The sequence below is a fragment of the Streptomyces sp. NPDC048606 genome (assembly GCF_040650855.1).
Classification (GTDB): Bacteria; Actinomycetota; Actinomycetes; order Streptomycetales; family Streptomycetaceae; genus Streptomyces.
The window spans coordinates 42,787-63,150 of record NZ_JBEZIB010000029.1 but is presented as its reverse complement, the minus strand read 5'-3'; the positions used below and the strand labels follow the sequence as shown (position 1 = coordinate 63,150).

The following is a 20,364-nucleotide window of genomic DNA, read 5'->3' as shown; positions in this document are numbered from 1 at the left end:
GTGTTGCGGGCGGTCAGGACAGGCGCGTGACCCGCGCGCCGAACGACGGCCCGACGAGGTCCGAGGCCACCGCGACCGGCACGGTCTTGGCCCCGGCCCCGTCGCCGACGGTCAACACGCCCACCTCGGTGCCCGCCCTGGCCTCGCGCGGCACGGGGCCGGCGCCCGTGCCGAGGGCCAGCCGCAGTCGCTGGCCCGGGACCCCGATCGCGGCGACGTCCTTGGTCGCGACCAGCGCGGTCGTACCGCCGAGCCCGTCGGAGACGTGCCCCACGACCTCCCCCTTGCGGATCACCGGGGTCGAGGCGAGGGCCGCCCGTACGGCCTCGATGACCTTGCGGCTGTTCTCCTTCACCAGGGTCAGGCTGTTGGCGCCGTCCGGGTCGGGGCCGTCGACGTGCTGGTCCATCATCGTGCCGAGGATCAGCGGGGTCTCGTCCCCGACCGTCTTGTACGCCGCCCACATCAGGGTGCCGCCGGCCGGGGTGCTCGATCCGGTCTTGATGCCCTTGATGCTCAGACCGGGGGCGAGGAGCAGGTTGCCGTTGTTGTTGATGAGGGGTTCCGGCAGCCCCTCGATGGGGGCGCTCGGCATCGCCACGACCGCGCGGAAGGCCTCCTCCTTCATCACCGCCTCCGCCAGCTTGAGTTGGTCGACGGCGGTGCTGACGGTGCCGGCGTCCAGGCCGCTGGGGTCCGTGTACGTGGTGTTCGTCATCCCGAGTTCCTTGGCGGCGGCGTTCATCTTCGCGACGAACGCGGCCTCGGAGTCGGTTCCGGTGTCCCAACGGGCCAGCAGGCGGGCGATGTTGTTGCCCGACGGGATCATCAACATCTTGATCATGTCCAGCTGGCTGTACTTCGCCCCCGCGGTGAGGCCCTCGATGCGGGACTCGTGCTCGGAGGTGCCGTCCGCCACGGCCTTGGCGTCCACCTCGATCCTCGGGCCGGGATCGTTCTTGCGCAGCGGGTGCCCCTTGAGGACCACGTACGCGGTCATCACCTTGGCCACGCTGGCCGTCGGCACCGGCTTCTGCTCCCCGAAGGCGCCGATGTCGCCGGAACCGGGGACGCGGACGGCGGCCTGGCCCTTGGCGGGCCACGGTATCGGGGTCGTGCCGTCGACGGTGCGCCCGTCCTGCTTGACGACGAGGCGCGGTTCGGGGACCGGGCGCAGCATCTGACCCCCGACGACCCCGGCGGCGAGCAGCAGCACGAGGGGCGTCCACACCTTGACGCGGCGGGTGAGGGTGCGGCGCGTGGTCTCCGGCGGGGGAGCGGTGTTGGTCAGCTCGGCGAGCAGCTCCAACGGGGGGAGCGGGGCCTCGCGCGTCGTCTCCGGGCGGAAGGCGGGTGCCGGTGCCGGTGCCGGTGCCGGTGCGGGTGCGGGCGTGGCCGGGCGTACGGGCGCCGGCTTCGGGGTGGGCCGCTGCCCGAGTTCGCGCAGGGGGAGGAACTCGCTCGTGCGCTCGGCGTCACGCTCCGGGCCGTGCCCCGCGTCACCGGTCCGCCCCCGCGTGCCGGCGCCCGCCGCCGGGGCGCCGTCCGCGCCCCCGTCCCCCTCCGGCTCGCGCTCGGACGCCCACTTCGGCCCCCGCGCCGCCTCCGGCTCGGGCGCCGGCGCCGAAGCCGAAGCGGACGCGGCCTTTGCGTCCGGCTCCGAGTCCGACGCAGGCTCCGCGTTCACCTCCGCGTCCGGCTCCGCGCCCGACGCGGGCCCCGCCTTCGCTTCCGCGTTCGCGTCCGGCTCCGATACCAGGTTCGGCTCCGGGTTCGCTTCCGAGTCCGCGCCCGCTTCCGCGCCCGGCTCCGGGCCCGACTCCGACTCCGGCTGGGAGTCCGTGCCCGCTTCCGGTTCCCGCTGCGACTCCGGGCCCGACTCCGACTCCGGGCCCGACTCCGACTCCGACTCCGGGCCCGACTCCGACTTCGCGCCCGACTCCGACTTCGCGCCCGACTCCGGGCCCGGCTCCGGGCTCGACTTCGCGTCCGCGTCCGGGTTCGGCTCCGCGCCCGACTCCGGGTCCGGGGCCGGCTCCGTCAGGGGCTTCGGCGTCGCTGCCGACACCGCCTCCGGTCCGGCCTTCGACTTCGGCTCCGCCTCGGTGGCCGCCGTCGCCGCGGACTCCGCTTCCGGCTTCGGCGAGGACGCCGGCGCGCGCTCCGCCCCAGCCTCCGGCGTGGAGGCCGGATCGGATTCCGTTTCCGCATCCCCGTCAGGGCCCTCGCCGGCCGCCGGCTCCGCGTCGGTGTCGGAAGCCGCCGCGCCGGGCGCCGCCTCCGCGGAACCCGCCTCGGGGGCGGGCTCGCGCGCGGGCCCGCCCGGTTCGGTCCCCGCCTCGGTCCCCGCCTCGGAAGCGGATTCCGCTTCCGTGTCGGAGACGGGGTTCTCGTCGGGCTCCGGGTCCTCGCCCGAGCGCGCCGCGGCGTCCGTGTCCGCCGCCGGCAGGGTCGGCTCCCGCTCGGCTCCCGCCCCTTCCGCTTCCGCCCCCGCGCCCGCCGCGACGGCGTCCGGCCGATCGGCGTCGGGACGTCGATCCTCGTGCTTCCCCTCCACGGTGGAGGGTCCTTCAGGCTCCCGCCCCGACACGCCCGCCCCCGTCACCGTCTCCGCCTTCATCCCGCGCCCACCTTGCTCTTCACACCCGGACCGGCCGGTTCCTCGTCCACGTCGACGACCGTCGACCGGCCGTCGATCACCTAGATGCCCCGGCCGGCCCGCGCGTTCCGTCCGCCGACGGCTGTGACGGTTCGGTCATACTCCGCCCGGTTTGACGAGTCGCCAGAGACTCTGCACTATTCCACTAACGTGATAGTGGAATGAGGTGGAGATGATGGAGTTCCGGGTCGACCGGCGCAGCGGCGTCGCCACCTATCTGCAGCTCGTCACGCAGGTCAAACAGGCCCTGCGGCTCGGTGTACTCGAACCGGGCGACCGGCTGCCGACGGCCCGCGAGGTGGTCGCGGCCACCGCGATCAACCCCAACACCGTCCTCAAGGCGTACCGGGAGCTGGAACGCGAGGGCCTCGTCGAACCGCGCCCCGGCGCGGGCACCTTCGTACGGCGCTCGCTCTCCCGCCCCGAGGCGGCGGCGGATTCGCCGCTGCGCCTCGCCCTCGCCGCCTGGATGAGCCAGGCCCGCGAGGCGGGACTCGGCCGAGAGGACATCACGGCGCTCATCGCGGCGGCCGTGGAAGAAAGCTTCAGCACGAACTCCGGGCCAGGGCCCGGACCGTCCAGAGAGGAAACGGCGTGAGCGATCCGACCCACGCTCCGGCCCTGAGGGCGACGCGGCTCGGAAGGGAGTTCGGTGGTCGGTCCGCCCTGCGCGGGTGCGACCTCGAACTGCCCGCCGGGCGCGTCACCGCCCTCGTCGGCCCCAACGGCGCGGGCAAGAGCACCCTGCTCCAACTGGCCGCCGGACTGATGCGGCCGACCAGCGGAGAGATACGGGTCTTCGGCGAGGCCCCCGGCACCGCGCGGGCCCGCCGGAGCACCGCCTTCCTCGCGCAGGAGAAGCCGCTCCACGCCCGCTTCACCGTCGCGGACACCCTGCGCATGGGGCGCGCGCTCAACCCGGGCCGCTGGGACCAGGGCGTCGCGGAGGAGCTCGTACGCGCCGGGAACATCCCCTCCGGCGCACGGATCGGCTCCCTCTCGGGCGGCAGCCGGACCCGGGTCGCCCTGGCCCTCGTCCTCGGCAAGCGGGCCGATCTGCTGCTCCTCGACGAACCCCTGGCCGACCTCGACCCGCTCGCCCGGCACGAGGTGATGGCCCACCTGATGACGGAGGCCGCCGACCGGGGCACCACCATCGTCATGTCCTCGCACGTGCTGGCCGAGCTGGAGGACGTCTGCGACCACGTGCTGTTGCTGGGGGACGGAGTCCCGCGACTGAGCGGCGACGTCCAGGAACTGTGCGACGCGCACGTACGGATCACCGGCCGCGCCGATCCGATGGAGCGCGACGGGCTGCCCCGCGACTTCGACCGGAGCACCCTCGTGCACGCCGCCGTCGGCGGCCGTCAGGTCACGGCCCTCGTACGCCGTGCGGCGCCCGGCGCAGCCCTGCCCACGGACGACGACGACCGCTGGATCACCGAAACCCCCTCATTGGAAACCCTCTTGCTGGCACATCTGCGCGTCCCCGGCCCCGCCGCGTCCGAGGGGGTCGCCGCGTGAAGGGCGCCCTGTGGCTGGCCTGGCGCCAGCAGCGCGCGATGATCCTGACCGGCGCGATCCTGCTGCTGGTCTGCGCGGGGGTGGTGGCGTACCGCCGCTCCGAGATGACGGCGCTGATCGACGCCTACGGATGGGTGCCCTGCAAGGGGTGGAACGGCGGCTGCGAGAGCCTCGCCACCTTCGAGATCATGACCGGCAACGGCACCGGGATCCGGCTGCTCGGCACCGTCGGTCTGGCCCTCCCGGCCTTCATCGGCGTGTTCTGGGGAGCCCCGCTCCTGGGGCGCGAGATGGAGAGCGGCACCTTCAAGGTGGCCCTGACCCAGGGCATCGGCCCGCGCGCCTGGTTCGCCGCGCGGTTCGGCCTCGCGGCGCTGTGCACGGTGTTCGCCACCACCGTCGTCGGAGCCCTCGTCGCCTGGTGGTGGGCGCCGATCTCCAACACCCTCGACGGTCCCTACTGGCACGAGGCGCCGATCTACAACGCCACCGGCCCGGCCTCCGTGGCCTGCGCCCTGTTCGCCCTCGCCGCCGGCACCCTCGCCGGCCTGACGACGCGCCGGGTGCTGCCCGCCATGGGCGTGACCCTCGCGTCCGTCGCCTCGGTGATGGTCCTGGCCCGCTACTTCCGAGGCGACTGGATCGACCCGGAGACCCGGATCACCCCCGGCATGACGCCCAAACGGCCGGTGGGCAGCGCCTGGTCGACCGGCGAGTTCGGCTACCTGACGCCCGACGGGCGCGAGCACTCCATCTGGAACGTCTGCCAGACGTCCGGCGAGGAGCTGCGGCAGTGCATGGCGGAACACGATTTCGTCGCCCGGTACCACAAGGTGTATCCCAGTGCCGATTTCTGGACATTCCAGTGGATCGAGACGGCCCTCTACCTCGGGCTCGGGGCCGTCCTCGTGACCCTGACCCTGCTCGTCCTGCGCAAGCGCACCGCCTGACCGCACACCGACCGCACCGCACCGCCACCGCAACCCGCACCGCAACCGCCACCGCACCGTTCCCGTTTCCACAGGGGAGATCCCTCATGGCCACGAAGAAGAACCTGACCGCCGACCGCACCGGCGTCGCCCACAAGGTCCGCTACGCGATCGGCAACCCCACCCGCATCGCCCCGTACGTCCGTCGGGCCGCCCGCGACCGCTGGCTGCGCCTCAAGCACCCCGACCACGTGGCCTACTACCGGGCCGTCATGGCGTCCGACACCGCCCGCAACCCGGAGGCGGCGGTCGGCAGCCAGACCCACGACCGCTGGCTGGCGCTCGGCAAGATGCAGTTCGACTACCTGACGGAGCACGGGCTGGCCCCCGCCCACCGGATGCTCGACATCGGCTGCGGCAACCTGCGCGCGGGCTGGCGCTTCATCGAGCACCTCCACACGGGCCACTACTACGGCATCGACATCTCGCCCGACATCCTCATCGACGCGAAGCGGACCCTCGTCGGACGCGGCCTCCAGGACAAGCTGCCGCACCTGACCATCACCCAGGACCTGACCCTGGACTTCCTGCCCGACCGCCACTTCGACGTGGTCCACGCGCACAGCGTGTTCTCCCACTCGCCGATCGGGATCATCGACGAGTGCCTGGCCCACGTGGAGCGCATCCTGACCCCGGGCGGCTGGTTCGACTTCACCTTCGACCGCACCGAGGGGACCGAGCACCACGTGCTGCGCGAGGACTTCTACTACCGGACGGAGACCCTCGTCGCCCTGGCCGCCAAGCACGGGTTGACCGCACGGTTCATGGACGACTGGGAGCGGTTGGGGCACGGCCAGTCCAAGATCCGCGTCACCGTCCGCTGATCGGGGCGGGCGGACGGGTACGCCGGCACGGCCCGGTCGGGAAGCCCGCGCGGCGGCTCCCCGACCGGGCCGTGTCCGTTCCGGGCCACGCCCGGCCGTGTCCGTACCGGACGCAGACCCCCGCCCGGGTGCTCAAAACTGCTTGGTGCCGGACGACTTCGAGCAGGTTCCTTCAAATCGGGTACGCCGGTCCGCTATCTTGCCGGGTGCATGCCAACGGCGGTGTGTTCGCCGCGGTGTGCCCGCGATCCGGACCGGCACGAGGAGCTGCCCGATGAAATGGACCACGCGGCACGACCCCCCACCCTTCCTCCCGCATCCGCGCCCCGCCCGCTTACGCCGCCGGGCCCGCCTCGCGGCCCTGGTCGCCGCCGCGCTCGCGGCCGCCGGCCTCGCCGCCGCCGGGCCCGCCACGGCGCGGGCCGCCGCCGCGCCCGAGACCACGGCCGGCTCGGCGACCGGCCTCACCCGCTCGGGCGCCACCTTCACCATCGCCACCACCAGCGGGGCCAAGGCGCGCGTGGTCGTCGCCCGCGCGGACATCTTCCGGCTCTGGCTGTCGCCCGACGGCTCCTTCACCGACGATCCGGCCCGCAAGGACCTCGCCCCCACCACCGACTTCGGCCCCGTCGGGGCCTCCTGGACGGACGCGGGAGCGTACTACCGGATCACCACCGGGGCCCTGTCCATCCGGGTGAACAAATCGCCCCTCACCTTCTCCGTCTACCGCGCCGACGACTCCACGCCCGTCTGGCGGGAGACCCGGCCCACCACCTGGGGCGGCGGAAAGACCACCCAGTACCTCGCGCGCGGCGCCGACGAGCAGTTCTACGGAACCGGCCTGCGCCTCGGCGAATGGGCCCTGCGCGACAAGACCGTGCCCGTCGCCGTCGACAACAGGTGGCGCGAGAACGACAACGCCAGCCCGGCGCCCTTCTACATGTCCACCAACCGCTACGGCGTCATGCGCAACACCTGGGCCCCCGGCTCGTACTCCTTCGGCGCCCCCACCGCCCTCACCCACGACGAGAACCGCTTCGACGCCTGGTACTTCACCGGCGACTCCCTCAAATCCGTCCTCGACGCCTACACCGACGTGAGCGGCAAACCCTTCCTCGCCCCCCACTGGGGCTTCGAACTCGGCAACGCCGACTGCTTCAACGCCTCCAACCCCGACTACCAGGGCGATCACGGCCGGGCCCGCCACCAGACCACCCCCGACGTCGTCGGCTACGCCGCCGACGCCCGGGCCGCCGACATGCCCTCGGGCTGGTTCCTGCCCAACGACGGCTACGGCTGCGGATACTCCGCGCCCCTGAAGTCCACCGTCGACGCGCTGAAGGCCAAGGGGTTCCAGACCGGCCTGTGGACCTCCACCGGCCTCGGCTCGATCGCCGACGAGGTGGGCACGGCCGGCAGCAGGGGGGTAAAGACCGACGTCGCCTGGATCGGAGCCGGCTACGAGTACGCCTTCGACGGGGTCCGACAGGCCGTCGACGGCATCGAGAAGAACTCCGACGCCCGCCGCTTCGTGTGGACCGTCGACGGCTGGGCCGGCACCCAGCGCAACGCCGTCGTCTGGACCGGCGACACCCACGGCACCTGGGACGACATGCGCTGGCACGTCCCCGCCCTCGCCGGCGCCGGCCTGTCCGCCCTCAACTACGCCGCCGGCGACGTCGACGGGATCTTCGGCGGCAGCCCGAAGACGTACGCCCGCGACCTCCAGTGGAAGGCCTTCACCCCCGCCTTCATGACCATGTCCGGCTGGGGTGCCACCAACCCCCAGGCCGGCTACCAGGACAAGCAGCCCTGGCGGTTCGCCGAACCGTACCTGTCGATCAACCGCAAGTACCTCCAACTGAAGATGCGGCTGATGCCGTACCTGTACACGATGAGCCGCACCGCCCACGAGAGCGGCGTCCCCAGCACCCGCGCGATGGTCCTCGAATACCCGGACGACCCGGTGGCCCGGGGCAACCTCACCAGCGGCCAGTTCATGGCCGGCGACTCCTTCCTCGTCGCCCCCGTCGTCTCCGACACCACCGTCCGCGACGGCATCTACCTGCCCGCCGGGACCTGGACGGACTACTGGACCGGTCGGACGTACAGCGGCCCGGGGTGGCTGAACGGTTACCGGGCGCCCCTCGACACCCTGCCGCTGTTCGTCAAGGGCGGGGCGATCGTCCCCATGTGGCCGCAGATGAACCACACGGGGGAGAAGCCCGTCTCCACCCTGACGTACGACATCCACCCGCGCGGCACCTCCACCTTCAGCCTCTACGAGGACGACGGCCGCACCCGCGCGCACCTGACCGGCGCCTACGCCCGCCAGCGCGTGGACGTCACCGCCCCCACCGCCGGCCGGGGCACCGTCACCGTCTCGGTCGGCGCGCCCACCGGCACCTACGCCGGGCAACCGGCCGCACGGGGCTACGAGTTCAGCCTGCACGTCGCCACCGCCCCCACCGCCCTGGCCGTCGACGGCGTCCCCCAGACCCGGCACGCCACCAAGGCCGCCCTCGACGCCGCCGGCACCGGCTGGTTCCACGACCCCGCCGACCGGGCCGGGATCCTGTGGGTGAAGACCGGCACCAGGGCCGGCGCCTTCACCGTGACCGCAACCGACACCACCGTCCCGGCCGGCACCCCCGTCCCGACGGGCTCCGCGCCCATCGACCGCGCCGGCTGGAGCCTCGTCTCCGCCGACAGCCAGGAGACCGCCGCCGAGAACGGCTCGGCCGCGCGCGCCTTCGACGGCGACCCCGCCACCCACTGGCACACCGCCTGGTCCACCGGCGCCCCCGCCGCGCTCCCGCACGAGATCGTCCTCGACCTCGGGGCGCGCCACTCCGTCGACGGCCTCGGCCACCTGCCCCGGCAGGACGGCGGCGTCAACGGTCGCGTGGGGCGCTACGAGATCTCCGTGTCCGACACCACCACCGACTGGGGTCCGCCCGTGGCCACCGGCACCCTCGCCGACACCGCCGCGGCCCAGACCGTCCCCCTCGCCCCCAAGGCCGGACGCTACGTGCGCCTGAAGGCCCTGACCGAAGCGGGTGGCCGCGGCCCCTGGACCAGCGTCGCCGAACTCACCCTCACCGGCCGCCCGAGCCCCCTCCCGGCCGACGCCACCCTCGTCGGGGCCGCCTCCGGCCGCTGCGTGGACCTCCCGCACAGCGCCACCACCCCCGGCACCGAACCCACCCTCTACTCCTGCCACGGTGGGCCCAACCAGCGCTGGACCCTCGGGCCCGACGGCCGGCTGACCGGGCTGTCGGGCGTCTGCCTCGACGGCGCCGACCCGGCGAGGGTCGTCGTCCGGCCCTGCGACGGGAGCCCGGGCCAGAACTGGTCGCCCGGCCCGGACGGCAGCCTGCGGACCGTCGGCCGGTGCCTCGCTCCGGCGGGTTCCGGCACCGCCGACGGGACCCGTCTGACCCTCGCCGCCTGCACGGGCACACCGGACCGGCGCTGGACCTTCACCCCCTGAGACACCGCGACACCCGCCCCGTCCGTCCCCACCGGGAACGGGCGGGGGCCGGGCCGGACACCTCCCCCACGGGTGCCCGGCCCGTGCGGGCGCCGGGTTTCGGATCCCGCTCACGGGTAAGGCGCCGTACGGGGCAACCGCACGAAAGGAGCCCGGCCATGGCGACCGAGATCTGGATCCTCGCCGAGGGCACCGGCTACATCCGCGGCACCGACCTCGTCGGATACAAGGTGGAGGCCGTCGACGGATCCATCGGGAAGATCGACAAGCACACCGACGACGTGAGCCGCTCCTACGTGGTCGTGGACACCGGCCCCTGGATCTTCGGCCGGCGCGTGATGATCCCGGCGGGCCTGATCACCCGCGTGGACACCGAGAACGAGACGGTGCACCTGTCGTGCGGCCGCGACCACGTCAAGGACGCGCCCGAGTTCGGCAAGGACCAGCACGAGGACGAGCCCACCTACGTGAGCGCGATCGAGAACTACTACACGAACCCGAACACCGGACCCCACATGTGAGGCACCCGCGCGGCGCCCGGGCGTCCGGGACCGACGCCATCGCCTTGGCACGGACCCGGCGCGCGGGTGATCATGCGCCCATGCCATCCGACAAGATCACCACCGACGTCACCGCCGCCGCGTCGGGCACCTGGAAGCTCGCCGACCTGGAGGTCAACCGCATCGGCTTCGGCGCGATGCGCCTGCCCCAGACCGGCCCGGCCCTCGTCCACGACGCCGTCCCCCGCGACCGTGACCAGGCCGCCGCCGTCCTGCGCCGCGCCGTGGAGCTCGGCGTCAACCACATCGACACCGCCTCCTACTACTTCTCCCCGCTGCGCTCCGCCAACGAGCTGATCAGGACCGCCCTCGGGCCCTACCCCGACGACCTCGTGATCGCCACCAAGGTCGGTCCGACCCGCGACCCCTCGGGCCGCTGGGCCGAACACGCCCGGACCGCCGAAGCCCTGCGCGGACAGGTCGAGGAGAACCTGCGCCAGCTGGGCCGCGACCACCTCGACCTCGTCAACCTGCGCGTCCTCGGCACCGAATCCCTCGCCGACCGCTTCGGCGCCCTGGCCGAACTGCGCGACGCCGGACTCGTGCGCCACCTCGGCGTCTCCAACGTCACCCCCGAGCAGCTCGCCGAGGCGCGGACCATCGCGCCCGTCGTCTGCGTACAGAACCCCTACGGCATCGGGCTGCGGCCCGACCAGGACGCGTTCGTCCGCTCCTGCGGGGAACAGGGCATCGCCTACGTCCCCTTCTTCTCCATCGCCGCCGCCGCGCGGGAGGCCGGCGCCGGAGCGGCCGAGGACGCGCAACTGTCGGCCGTGGCGCGGGCCCACGGCGCGAGCCCGGCCCAGGTCCGACTCGCCTGGACCCTGAGCCGGGGGCCGCACGTCCTGGCCATCCCCGGCACCGGAGACCCCGAGCACCTCGCCGCGAACGTCGCCGCCGGCGCCCTGCGCCTCACCGAGGAGGACCTCGCCACCCTGGAGCGGCTGCACCAGGCACCGCCCGCCGCCTGACCCCGCGCGGGTCGGCCGCCCCTCCCGTGACGCCGCCGTGACGTCGCGGGGCGGGGGCGGCCACCCCTGCGCCGTCCGGCACAATCGGCGGATGAGCGAAGACCTCCCGGCCACGCCCGCCCCCGCCGTCCCGGCACCCGACCACGACCCCTACCTGTGGTTGGAGGAGGTGTCCGGCGAGGTCGCCCTCGACTGGGTGCGGGAACGCAACGCCGAGACCGTGGCCGCGCTGACCGGCACCCCCGACTTCAAGACGCTGGAGCGGGAGGTCCGCGAGGTCCTCGACGACGACGGGCGGATCCCCTACGTCGTGCGCCGGGGCCGTCACCTCTACAACTTCTGGCAGGACGGCGACCACCTGCGGGGCCTGTGGCGGCGCACCACCCTGGAGGAGTACCGCACGGAGCGGCCCGACTGGGAGATCGTCCTCGACCTGGACGCGCTGGCCGAGGCCGAGGGCGAGCCGTGGGCCTGGTCGGGCAGCAGCGTCCTCGCCCCCGACCACCGCCACGCCCTCGTCCTGCTCTCCCGGGACGGGGCCGACGCCTGCGTGGTCCGCGAGTTCGACCTCGAACGGCTGACGTTCGTCGAGGACGGGTTCACCGTCGCCGAGGCCAAGACCCGTGCCGGCTGGCTCGACCACGACCACCTGTGGATCGGCACCGACTTCGGCCCCGGCTCCCTGTCCCCCTCCGGCTACCCCCTCCAGGTGCGCCGCTGGCGCCGCGGCACCCCCCTCGACCAGGCCGAGCTCGTCTACGAGGGCCGGCCCACCGACCTGTCCGCCGCCGGTTGGCGCGACCACACGCGCGGATTCGAACGGGACTTCGTCTCCCGCCAGATCGACTTCTGGAACCAGGAGCTCCACCTCCTCCCCGAGGACCCCGCCGCACCCCCCGTCAAGATCGACGTGCCCGACGACGCGGTCGCCTCGGTGCACCGCCGCTGGCTGCTCGTCAGCCCCCGCTCGCCCTGGCTCGGGGAGCCCGCCGGCAGCCTCCTCGCCTTCGACTTCGACGCCTTCCAGGCGGGTGGACGCGACCCGCACGCCCTCTTCACCCCGGAACCGCACACCGCCCTCGCGGGCTACAGCTGGACCCGCAACCACCTCATCCTGCGCACCCGCGCGGACGTCTCCTCCCGGCTGGAACTCCTCACGCCCGGACCCGACGGCTGGACCCGCGAACCCCTGGCCGGCGTCCCGCCGCTGTCCACGGCCTCCGTCGTCGCCACCGACCCCGACGAGAGCGACGAGTACCTCCTCGACGTCACCGGATACCTCCAGCCCTCCACCCTCCACCGGGGCACGGCGGGCGACGCGCGCGGCGACGGCGAGACCCTCAAGCAGGCGCCCGCCCTCTTCGACACCGCCGGCCTGACCGTCGACCGCCACTTCGCGACCTCCGCCGACGGTACCCGGGTCCCGTACTTCGTCGTCGGCCCCCCGGACCGGCCCGGCCCCGGCCCCACCCTGCTCTACGGCTACGGCGGCTTCGAGATCTCCATGGTCCCGCGGTACAGCGCCGTCACCGGCCGCGCCTGGCTCGCCCGGGGCGGAACGTACGTGGTCGCCGGCATCCGCGGAGGCCACGAGTACGGGCCGCCCTGGCACCGGGCCGCCCTCGGGGCCCACCGCGTCCGCGCCTTCGAGGACTTCGCCGCCGTCGCCCGCGACCTCACCGAGCGCGGGATCAGCACCCCCGCGCAACTCGGCATCGAGGGCGGCAGCAACGGCGGCCTGCTGATGGGCGCCATGCTCACCCGCCACCCCGAACTGTTCGGCGCGGTCGTCGCCCACGTCCCGCTGCTGGACATGCTCCGCTTCCACCGGCTGCTGGCCGGGGCCAGCTGGATCGCCGAGTACGGCGACCCCGACGACCCCGCCGACCGGCCCCACCTGGAGCGGATCTCCCCCTACCACCGGATCCGCGCCGAGGGGGACCCGTACCCGCCCCTGCTGCTGCTCACCTCGACCCGCGACGACCGGGTCCACCCCGGCCACGCCCGCAAGATGGCGGCCCGACTGCGCGAACACGGCCACCCGGTCCTCTTCCACGAGCACCTGGGCGGCGGTCACGCCGGCGCCACCGACCACCGGCAGACCGCCTTCAACGAGGCCCTGGTGCACGGCTTCCTGTGGGAGCGGCTCACCCCCGCGAGGTGAGGACCGCCCGGATCCGGATCCCCGTCGGGGTCCGGATCCGATCCGGTCCGGCCGCGCGCGGCGTGCTGCCGCGCCGCGCGCGCCGGGGCTGGTGGAATGGAGCGACCGGCGGCCCGCGGGGGGCCGCCCTCCCGGCGGAGGCGATGTGTCGGACCGCGAGGGGCGGGCGTGCGGACCGGCTCCGGACGAGGTCCTGGAGGCGATCGGCACCACCGACGACGAGCGCACCACCTGCCGGGAGCTGGCCGCCTTCCTCTTCCGGACGCTGTGCGAGGCGGTCGCCGTCGATCTGACCGACGGGGGCCGCGCCGAGCGGGTGGCCGTCGCCGGCGCCGCCTCCCTGCTGCGGCCCCCGGCGCCGGGCGGCGGCCCGGCCGTACGGGCGGTGGACGAGGGGCACCCGCTGCGCAGTTGGACGCTGCGGCCCGGCCGGGCGCCGGTCCACGGCCTGTCCGTCCCGCTCTCCCGGCAGGGGGCCTCGTACGGGACCCTCCTCGTCGCGCGGACGGGCCGGGCGTTCGACGACCGCGAGGCGGCCGCCGTGCACTTCGCGGCCCGGGTGGCGGCCGTCCACGTCCGGCACGCCCGCCGGCTGGCCGCCGGCGAGGAGCTCGCGCTGAAACTCCAACGCGCCCTCGTCGCCGACCCCGGCCGGCCGCACCCCAACCTGCTGATCGCGGGCCGCTACCGGCCGGTGGGGCCGAGCACCCTGGTGGGCGGCGACTGGTTCGAGACCGTACGCCTCCACTTCGGCCGGACCCTGCTGGTCGTCGGCGACGTGATGGGCCACGGCCTGGACGCCGCCGTGGACATGAACGTCTACCGCTCCACCCTGCGCGAGGTGGCCTCCACCGAACTGGCCCCGCACCGGGTGCTGCGCCGGCTCGACGCCCTGGTCGCGGAGGACGAGGCCCGACGCCCGGCGACCTGCCTGCTCGTACGGGTCGACCCGGCGCGCGGCGTCGCCCTCTGCGCGAGCGCGGGCCACCTGCCGCCGGCCGTCTTCGCGGCGGACGGCGCCGGGCGGCTGCTGGACGTGCCCGTCGGCCCGCCCCTGGGCACGGGGCTGGGCGGTTACGAGGCGGTGGCCCACCCCCTGGCCGCCGAGGAGACGCTGCTCCTGTACACGGACGGGCTCGTCGAGCACCGGGGCGAGGACATCGACGCCTCGCTGGCCCGCCTGACGGCCCTGCGGCTGCCCCGGGGCGCGAGCGTCGACGAGGCGGCGGACGCGGTGGTCGAGGGACTCGACGCGCGCCGCGCGGAGGACGACGTCGCGGTCCTCGCCGCCCGGATCCGCTCGCGGGGACCGCGTCCCTAGGGCCTGTCGTCAAACTCCTGTCGTCCCGCGGGGCAGGCGGGAGTTTGACGACAGGCCCTAGGCGCTCAGGGGTCGGTGCGGGCGATGAGGAGGGCCACGTCGTCGTGGGTGTCGGGGCGGCGCAGGGCGGAGAGCAGCAGGTCGCAGGTCTCCTCGATGGGCCGGTGGGGGCCGGCGAGGAGGTCGGTGAGGGTCAGCAGCCGGGTGTCGATGTCCTGGTCGCGTGTCTCGACGAGCCCGTCGGTGTACATGACCAGCTCGTCGCCCGGGGCGAGGGTGACGCTGGTGGTGCCGAAGGGGATCCCGCCGACGCCGAGCGGAACGGCCGTTTTCAGCCGCAGCAGTCGGGGGTGGCGTCCGCTGCGCAGGTGGACGGGGGGCAGGTGGCCGGCGGTGGAGATGTGGCACAGGCGGGTGCGGGGGTCGTAGACGGCGTACACGCAGGTGGCCATCGCCTCCCCGAGGTCGGCGGTGGCCGCGTCCAGGTGGGTGAGGACCGTCGCCGGTTCCAGGCCGAGGCGGCCCAGCGCGCGGGCGGTGGCCCGGAGCTGTCCCATCGCGGCGGCGGCGTTGATGCCGCTGCCCATGACGTCACCGACGACCAGCGCGGTGCGGTCGTCGCTGAGGGGGATGACGTCGAACCAGTCGCCGCCGGTCTCGTCGGCGGCGCCGGCGGGCTGGTAGCGGTAGGCGATGTCCAGCCCCGGGGCCGGGTGGGGGTCCTGGGGCAGCAGGTGCCGCTGGAGGGCGAGCGCGGTGTGCCGCTGGCGTTGGTACCAGCGGGCGTTGTCGATGGACACGGCGGCGTGTGCGGCGAGTTCGGAGGCGAGCAGGACGTCGTCCTGGCCGAACGGTACGGGGTTGCGGGCGCGTTTGAGGTCGAGGGCGCCGAGCACCTGGCCCCGGGCGATCAGGGGGACGGCCAGGTACGAGTGCAGGCCGGCCTCCCCGAGCAGCCGCGCCGCGTCCTGGTCGCGGGCGATGCGGGGCAGGTCCTCAGGACGCACGATCGGGACGAGCACCGGGCGCCCGGTGCGGGCGCAGTGGGCCACCAGGCGGGCGGGGCCGTAGAGGGCGACGTCCCCGACGGGGTCGGCCGCCGCCTCGGCCTGCGTGTGGTACGCCGACTTCAGGGCCAGGGCCCGGAAGCGCACGGCTCCGCCCTCGGACCCCTCGCCGGGCCGGGCGCCGGTCAGGATGGTGTCCAGGACGTCGACGGTGGCGATGTCGGCGACCTCCGGCACCACGACGTCGGCCAGCTCGCGGGCGGTGATGTCCAGGTCGAGGGTGGTCCCGATGCGAACCGAGGCGTCCGCGATGAGGGACAGGCGACGCCGCGCGTGGGCGGCGGAGACGGCGGCCCGGTGCTGTTCGGTGACGTCGACCACCGAGACGGCGACGCCGATGACGTGGGACGCCTGGTCGTCGAGCCGGTAGATCGACACCAGCCAGGCGTGTTCCTCCTCGTCGCCCGCGTTGACGCGGCCGGTGGTGAACTCGTCGAGGACGGGGACGCCGGTGTCCATCACCTGCCGCATGCGCTCCTCGACGGCCTCCGTGTCGAGCAGCGGCAGGACGTCGCCGATCCGACGCCCGAGGTGGCGGGCGGCGGGCACGCCGTTGATGCGTTCCAGCGCCGGGTTGACCAGGACGTAGCGCAGGTCCGTGTCGAGGACGGCGAGGCCGATGGGGGACTGGTCCACCAGGCGCAGGGACAGCGCGAGGTCGCGTTCGACCCGGCGCAGGGTGGCCTGCTCGGAGGCCAGCCCGAGGGCGAAGAGGCGACCGCTGTCGGCCTGGAGGCGCATGTTGCGGAACTCCACCAGGACGGTGTGTCCGTCGCGGTGGCGCACCGGGAAGGTGCCGGCCCAGGCGCCCTGGCCCGTCATGACCCGGGCGAAGAGGTCGAGCACCTCCTGCCGGTGGCTCTCCGCGACGAGCAGCCGTGCGGCGGATCGGCCCAGCGCCTCCTCGGACGTGTAGCCGTACAGGGTGGTGGCCTGGGGGCTCCACAGCCGGATGCGGCCCTCGGCGTCGAGGACGACGGCGGCCACGCCGAGGACGTCCAGCAGCCCGCCGGCGGCCGGGATGCCCACGGGGAGGGCCTGGGCCAGGGGTGTCGCGGCGGTCGGAGGGGGCCGCGTTCCGGGGCCCTCGGCCGGGGGAACGGGCTGCTCATCGGCCATCGGCGGCCTCCTCACCCGGTCGGACCTCTCTCCATGCTGAGGCCCCGGACCCGGGCGTGCGACCCGGTCCCCTCAGGGGCCGTCCGGGGTCGGTCGCAGACCGCTCGCGGCGAGCAGCTCGTCGAGCCCGTCCTTGATCTCCCGGGGGGTCCGGCCCCGGTCCGCGGTCAGGTGGCAGATGAGGCTCGGGGTGAGTGGGGCCAGCAGGAGGTGGGCCAGCAGCCCGGCGTCGGCCCCGGGGCGGATCCGGCCGACCAGGGTCGTCACGTGGGTGTGCATGGCGGTGTAGGGGCCGCTCGCGTACCGGGTGAGCGGGGAGGCCACCTCGCCGGCCAGCAGCAGCTGCCGCTGGTCGACGATGCGGTCGGTCAGGGCGTGCAGGAAGGCCCGCAGTCGTTCGGCGGGCGGCGCGTCGGGGCCCAGTGGGGGCGGCCCGCCGAGGAAGGCCTCCTGGAAGCGCAGTTCGCGGTCGTCGAGGAGGGCGTAGATGAGCTGTTGGACGTCGCCGAAGCGGCGGTAGACCGTACCGACGCCGATGCCCGAGGCGTGGGCCACGGCGTTCATGGTGAGGGCCTCGGGGCCCTGCCCGGCGACGATCGCGGCGGCCGCGTCCAGGATCCGGCGCCGGTTGCGCGCGGCGTCCGCGCGCTCGGGCGCGGGGCGTCCGCCGGCCATCGGCAGTTCGAGGCGGGGGCGCTCCCGGGGCGGGAGGGGATCGCCCCGCCGCTCCCGCTGATCGTGGTGCCCCGGTCGCTCGCTCGGCTCGCGCGGATCCGCCATGGCGGCCTCCTGTGGTCTTCCCGCCCTGCCCGGGCCGTGTGGAGGACGAGCGTACCGGAACAAGATCCGTTTTCGGGGCGGGAAGGGCTTGCGAAGCGGATGACTATCCGGTTCACTCTGAACAGGGAAACGGATAGTCATCCGCTTCCATTCGCTTCGGGAGGGTTACCCGTCATGACCGTCAGTCCCAGGATCGCCGTCGTCCACTACTCGTCGACCGGCACCGTCCACCGCCTCGCCGAGGCGCTCGCCGAGGGCGCGGAGAAGGAGGGTGCGGAGGTCCGCCTGCTGCGCGTCGCCGAGCTGGCCCCCGACGAGGCCATCGACTCGCGGCCGGAGTGGCGCGCGCACGTCGAGGCCACCCGTGACCTGCCCGTCGCGAGCCACGACGACCTGCGATGGGCCGACGCCTACGCGCTGGGCACCCCCACCCGCTTCGGCAACGTCTCCGCCCAGCTCAAGCAGTTCATCGACGGCACCGGCGGCCTGTGGGCCGAGGGCGTCCTCGCCGACAAGCCGGCCACCGCCTTCGGCAGCGCCGGCAACCTCCACGGGGGCAACGAGTCGACCCTCCTCGCCCTCTACAACACGCTGCACCACTGGGGTTCGCTGATCGTGTCGCCCGGTTTCACCGACCCGGCCGTCTCCGCCGCGAACGGCAACCCGTACGGCACCACGCACGCCTCCTTCGCGGGAGCGCCCGGCGAGAACATCCTCGAAGCCGCCCGCTACCAGGGGGCGCGCCTGGCCCGCATCACGGCCCGGCTGCTGGCGGGCGGCCGGGTCTGACGCGACGCGGCGCGCCACCGCCGCCCGGGGGGACGGGGCGGCGGTGGCGCGGACGTGCGACGGCGGGGCGGTCAGTGGAACAGCATGGACGCGCCGCCGGCCGGGGTGGTCACCGATCCGGGGCACAGGAAGCTGCCGGAGGTCTTGGTGGCGGTGAAGGCCCGGTTCACGTACTTGCGGCCGGTCCCGTCGCGGTCCCAGACCAGGTTCGTGGCCTTGTAGCGGCAGGAGACGAAGCTCTGCTGCCCGGTGATGTCGATGAGGTCGGTCCGGGCGGTGGCGGCGCCGTCGTCGAAGGTGAACGCCGGGTTGTTGTTGAGGGAGGCGCTGATGCCGCCGTCGCAGACGAGGTTCCCGCCGGGCTTGTTGACGGTGGTGCGGTCGACGGTGAGCGCGGCAGGGGGGACGGCGCTCGTCCTGGCGTTGGTCCAGGTGCAGGTGTTGCCCGCGACGACGATGACGCCGTCGACGCGCTGATCGGCCGTGCCGCCCGCCGCGACGGCCGTCGTGGCGCCGGTCAGGGTGGCGGCGACGGCGACGGCCGCCGTGCAGAGCTTCGCGAAGTGCCTCATGTCGGTCTCCTTGACACGTCCTTGTGGGGGTGTGGTGCGAGGCCGTTCGGAGTGCGCCACGGAGCGTGTCACAGGGGTCTTGAGATGTCATGGCCACATCACGCATTGGCCGGAACCCGGCCCCTCGGCGGGGCGTGCCGGCCGGCGGCCGGGGCGGGCCGGGGGTCGGGGGAGGGAAGGCGGGCGGCCGGGCGGCCGAAGGGCCGGGTGTCAGGGGACGTCGGTGTCGGTCGGCTCGGGCGCGTAGAGGTGCGGCGCGTCGCCCTGCCACTCGACCAACGGGGAGGGCTCGCCGAGGACCAGCTCGTCGGGGTCCGGCACCTCGGCCCGGCGCAGGAACTCGATCACGTCGGCGTCGGCGTGCGCGACGCCGAGGACGTTCTCGCGGTTCTGGACGCGCAGCGTCACCCGACGGCCGCCGGAGGGCGAGATGCGGTGGACGACGATCGGCGCGTGCTCCATCCCTCCACCCTGCGTCCGGGAGGCCCCGACCGCCACCGAGGTCCCACCGCCCGGCCCCGCGCCCGCCCGGATCGGCCCCGCGCCCGCCACCCGCGCCCGCCACCCGGTCCCGGTCTCCCGTGCCCGCCGTCCGCGCCCCGGCGAGGCCCGGCGAGGCACCGTGAGGCACCGGGCGAGGCCCCCGCGCGACGTCCCGCCCCGCGACCCGGGAGCCCCGCGTGATCCGCTCCCGGCGTCCCGCGCCGCGCGCCCGTAGGCTGGAGCCATGTGCGGCCGCTATGTCTCCACCCGCAGCCCCGAGGACCTCACCGACCTGTTCGGGGTGACGGCGCGCGGCGCGGACCCGGTGGTGCCGCCCAGCTGGAACGTCGCGCCCACGGACCCGGTGTGGGCGGTGCTGGAGCGCGCCGACCGCGAGACCGGTGTCCTGGAACGCCGTCTGCGGGCCCTGCGGTGGGGGCTCGTGCCCTCCTGGTCCAAGACCGCCGCCGGCGGGGCCAAGATGATCAACGCCCGGGTCGAGACCGTCGCGGAGAAGCCCGCCTACCGGCGCGCCTTCGCCGCGCGCCGCTGCCTGCTCCCCGCCGACGGCTTCTACGAATGGGAGGCCGTCCCCGCCACCGCCACGGCGAAGGCCTACAAACGGCCCTGGTTCATCCGCCCACGGGACGGCTCGGTGATGGCGATGGCCGGCCTCTACGAGTTCTGGCGCGACCCCGCGGTCGAGGACGACCAGGACCCGGCGGCCTGGTGGGCCACCTGCACCGTGCTCACCACCGAGGCCAGGGACGAAGCCGGCCGCGTCCACCCCCGCATGCCCCTCGCCCTCGCCCCCGCCGACTACGACGCCTGGCTGGACCCCGCCGGGACGGACGCCCACGACCTGCGCGCCCTCCTCACCACCCCCGCCGGAGGCCGGCTGGAGGTCCGCGCCGTCACGACCGCCGTCAACAACGTGCGCAACAACGGCCCCGAGCTCCTCGAAGCCGCGGCCGACGCCTGACCCCGATGCCTGCCCCCGGGGCCCGACCCCGGCGGCGCCCCGCGCCGCGACCCGCACCGAGCGGCGC

General features: G+C 74.4%; 16 protein-coding genes. 11 read left to right on the top strand and 5 right to left on the bottom strand.

The window, feature by feature from the left end; translation table 11 throughout:
• Positions 1 to 13: 13 nt before the first annotated feature.
• A complete protein-coding gene (locus AB0D01_RS27840) occupies positions 14 to 2,557 on the bottom strand; it encodes a serine hydrolase (protein ID WP_363059934.1) in 2,544 nt (847 codons plus the stop codon).
• A gap of 274 nt (positions 2,558 to 2,831) precedes the next feature.
• Here AB0D01_RS27840 and AB0D01_RS27835 point away from each other — a divergent pair, with 274 nt between their 5' ends.
• The 9 genes from AB0D01_RS27835 (at position 2,832) to AB0D01_RS27795 (ending at position 14,505) form a co-directional block, all read left to right on the top strand.
• Positions 2,832 to 3,257, top strand: a complete 426-nt coding sequence (locus AB0D01_RS27835; RefSeq protein WP_363059932.1) for a GntR family transcriptional regulator — start codon at positions 2,832 to 2,834, stop codon at positions 3,255 to 3,257.
• Positions 3,254 to 4,183, top strand: a complete 930-nt coding sequence (locus AB0D01_RS27830; protein WP_363059930.1) for an ABC transporter ATP-binding protein — start codon at positions 3,254 to 3,256, stop codon at positions 4,181 to 4,183. The genes AB0D01_RS27835 and AB0D01_RS27830 overlap by 4 nt, the downstream gene beginning before the upstream one ends.
• A complete protein-coding gene (locus AB0D01_RS27825) occupies positions 4,180 to 5,133 on the top strand; it encodes a transporter (protein ID WP_363059928.1) in 954 nt (317 codons plus the stop codon). Before AB0D01_RS27830 ends, AB0D01_RS27825 begins: the two co-directional genes overlap by 4 nt.
• An 86-nt stretch (positions 5,134 to 5,219) precedes the next feature.
• Entirely contained in the window at positions 5,220 to 5,996 is a 777-nt protein-coding gene (locus AB0D01_RS27820; RefSeq protein WP_363059926.1) for a class I SAM-dependent methyltransferase, read from the top strand.
• Positions 5,997 to 6,270: 274 nt separating this feature from the next.
• The gene (locus tag AB0D01_RS27815; RefSeq protein WP_363059924.1) at positions 6,271 to 9,489 is read left to right on the top strand and encodes a TIM-barrel domain-containing protein; all 3,219 of its coding nucleotides are present in this window, start codon (positions 6,271 to 6,273) and stop codon (positions 9,487 to 9,489) included.
• A 158-nt stretch (positions 9,490 to 9,647) separates the two neighbouring features.
• The gene (locus AB0D01_RS27810) at positions 9,648 to 10,010 is read left to right on the top strand and encodes a PRC-barrel domain containing protein (RefSeq protein ID WP_363059922.1); all 363 of its coding nucleotides are present in this window, start codon (positions 9,648 to 9,650) and stop codon (positions 10,008 to 10,010) included.
• Positions 10,011 to 10,090: 80 nt separating this feature from the next.
• Positions 10,091 to 11,020: an oxidoreductase gene (locus tag AB0D01_RS27805; RefSeq protein WP_363059920.1), complete on the top strand. Its 930-nt coding sequence runs from the start codon at positions 10,091 to 10,093 to the stop codon at positions 11,018 to 11,020.
• A gap of 91 nt (positions 11,021 to 11,111) precedes the next feature.
• Complete coding sequence (locus AB0D01_RS27800; protein WP_363059918.1) at positions 11,112 to 13,184, top strand: prolyl oligopeptidase family serine peptidase; 2,073 nt, start codon at positions 11,112 to 11,114, stop codon at positions 13,182 to 13,184.
• 145 nt (positions 13,185 to 13,329) lie between these two features.
• Positions 13,330 to 14,505, top strand: coding sequence for a GAF domain-containing SpoIIE family protein phosphatase (locus AB0D01_RS27795; RefSeq protein WP_363059916.1), 1,176 nt, complete (start codon positions 13,330 to 13,332; stop codon positions 14,503 to 14,505).
• 65 nt (positions 14,506 to 14,570) lie between these two features.
• Here AB0D01_RS27795 and AB0D01_RS27790 read toward each other — a convergent pair whose 3' ends face one another.
• Together AB0D01_RS27790 and AB0D01_RS27785 are read right to left on the bottom strand one after the other, a co-directional pair.
• Positions 14,571 to 16,691, bottom strand: coding sequence for a SpoIIE family protein phosphatase (locus AB0D01_RS27790; protein ID WP_363059914.1), 2,121 nt, complete (start codon positions 16,689 to 16,691; stop codon positions 14,571 to 14,573).
• Between the two features lie 72 nt (positions 16,692 to 16,763).
• Positions 16,764 to 17,366, bottom strand: a complete 603-nt coding sequence (locus AB0D01_RS27785) for a TetR/AcrR family transcriptional regulator (RefSeq protein WP_363060027.1) — start codon at positions 17,364 to 17,366, stop codon at positions 16,764 to 16,766.
• Between the two features lie 279 nt (positions 17,367 to 17,645).
• On the opposite strand from AB0D01_RS27785, the gene wrbA reads away from it, so the two are divergent.
• A complete protein-coding gene (wrbA, locus tag AB0D01_RS27780) occupies positions 17,646 to 18,260 on the top strand; it encodes an NAD(P)H:quinone oxidoreductase (protein WP_363059912.1) in 615 nt (204 codons plus the stop codon).
• 71 nt (positions 18,261 to 18,331) lie between these two features.
• Here wrbA and AB0D01_RS27775 read toward each other — a convergent pair whose 3' ends face one another.
• Both AB0D01_RS27775 and AB0D01_RS27770 read right to left on the bottom strand, forming a co-directional pair.
• Positions 18,332 to 18,832, bottom strand: coding sequence for a hypothetical protein (locus AB0D01_RS27775; protein ID WP_363059910.1), 501 nt, complete (start codon positions 18,830 to 18,832; stop codon positions 18,332 to 18,334).
• Between the two features lie 210 nt (positions 18,833 to 19,042).
• Positions 19,043 to 19,294: a hypothetical protein gene (locus tag AB0D01_RS27770; RefSeq protein WP_363059908.1), complete on the bottom strand. Its 252-nt coding sequence runs from the start codon at positions 19,292 to 19,294 to the stop codon at positions 19,043 to 19,045.
• 265 nt (positions 19,295 to 19,559) lie between these two features.
• Here AB0D01_RS27770 and AB0D01_RS27765 point away from each other — a divergent pair, with 265 nt between their 5' ends.
• Positions 19,560 to 20,297 carry an SOS response-associated peptidase gene (locus tag AB0D01_RS27765; RefSeq protein ID WP_363059906.1) on the top strand — a complete coding sequence of 246 codons (738 nt, stop codon included), beginning with the start codon at positions 19,560 to 19,562 and terminating at the stop codon, positions 20,295 to 20,297.
• Positions 20,298 to 20,364 lie beyond the last annotated feature (67 nt).